The organism is Snuella sedimenti (genome assembly GCF_016428595.1).
Lineage (GTDB): Bacteria > Bacteroidota > Bacteroidia > Flavobacteriales > Flavobacteriaceae > Snuella > Snuella sedimenti.
Map to the genome: position 1 here is coordinate 1 of NZ_JAELVQ010000025.1, position 1,937 is coordinate 1,937.

Annotated in this window: 1 protein-coding gene; it reads left to right on the forward strand. The window is 43.4% G+C overall.

Annotated features, from left to right (window positions below):
* Positions 1-1,937 (forward strand): HYR-like domain-containing protein (locus tag JF259_RS14840; protein ID WP_199116410.1); only part of this gene is annotated, 1,937 nt, incomplete at both ends.

Sequence of the window (1,937 nt, forward strand, 5' to 3'; positions counted from 1 at the left end):
GTAGTCAATGATGCTCCTGCCACGTTCCCTATCGGTACAACTACCGTGACATGGACCGTGACCGATGAAGAAGGAAACTTTGAAACTTGTACACAAGACGTGACGGTGACCGATGATGAAGATCCTTCGATTTCTTGTCCTGGAGACTTGACAGCCATATGCAATATTTCAGAACAACCAGTGTATTCTACCTATGCAGAATTTACAAATGCTGGGGGAAGCATAACAGATAACTGTACCATCAACGAAGCTAGTTTTACCTTAACAAGTGAAGTTAGCGATAATTTAAGTTGTCCAGAAACAGTAACCAGAACGTATCAAATAGCAGACATGACTGGTAATACAGTAACATGTACACAATTAATTGTTATCAATGATGAAGTCCCTCCAACCATCGACAATACCAACACAGCTAACATCGAAATAGAATGTGGCGAAGGAGACACCCAAGCTGCTCTTAACAATTGGTTAAATAGTAATGCTGGAGCTACTTCTACAGATAATTGTGGAGATGTTACATGGACAAATGATTACGGGCTAGATACAAATGTAAAATGTGACAATGGTGCCATTACAGTGACTTTTACTGCTACAGATGCATGTAACAACAAGAGCACAACAACTGCAACCTATTTAATTAAAGATACAGAAGCTCCAGAAATCACTACCGTTGCGGCCGACCAAACCGTACAATGTGATGGTTCTGGCAACCTAACTGAATTTGAAAATTGGTTAAACACCAATGCAGGTGCTGAGGCCACTGATGATTGTTCATCAATAGTATGGTCAAACAACTATGGTGAAGATGGTAATGTTATGTCCGACGAATGTGGTATGACTGGAAAGGTATTGGTTAAATTTACTGCTACCGATGCTTGTGGTAATTCATCAAGTACAACAGCTTTATTTACAATAATTGACACCATTGCTCCTATCTTTACGGTACCTGAGGATGTAACCATCAACTGTGATGATGATGCAACAGTTCTAACACTTACAGGTGATGTAATTGACGAAGCTGACGCTTGCGACACAAATATTGGAGAAGCAACCTATACGGATGAAATAGCCGCTGGCGAGTGTGCTAATGAGAGTATCATTACGCGTACATGGTCCTTGACTGATGCTTGTGACAATACCACAACGCACGTACAGATAATAACGGTTCAGGATGTTACGCCGCCTACATTTACGGTGCCAGCAGATGTAACCATCAACTGTGATGACGATGCGACGGATCTCGTGCTTACGGGTGATGTAAGTGATGAAATGGATAACTGTTCTTCGGAATTGGAAGCTACTTATACTGACGAGGTTGCTGCTGGCGAATGTGCTAACGAGAGCACCATTACACGTACATGGTCTTTAACTGACGATTGTAACAACACCACAACGCACGTACAGACAATAACGGTTCAGGATGTTACGCCGCCTACCTTTACGGTACCTGCCGACGTAACCATCAACTGTGATGACGATGCGACGGATCTCGTGCTTACGGGTGATGTAAGTGATGAAATGGATAACTGTTCTTCGGAATTGGAAGCTACTTATACTGACGAGGTTGCTGCTGGCGAATGTGCTAACGAGAGCACCATTACACGTACATGGTCTTTAACTGATGACTGTAACAACACCACAACGCATGTACAGACCATTACCGTACAAGATATTACGAAGCCCGAGTTTACAGCTCCTGCCGATGTAACCATCAACTGTGAGGACGATGCCACCGATTTAACACTTACCGGTGATGTAACCGATGAGTCCGATAACTGTTCGTCTGGGTTGGATGCCACTTATACCGATGCCGTTGCCGCCGGTAACTGTGCCAATGAATCGGTTATCACGCGTACGTGGTCATTGACTGATGACTGTAACAACACCACAACGCATGTACAGACCATTACCGTACAAGATATTACGAAGCCCGAGTT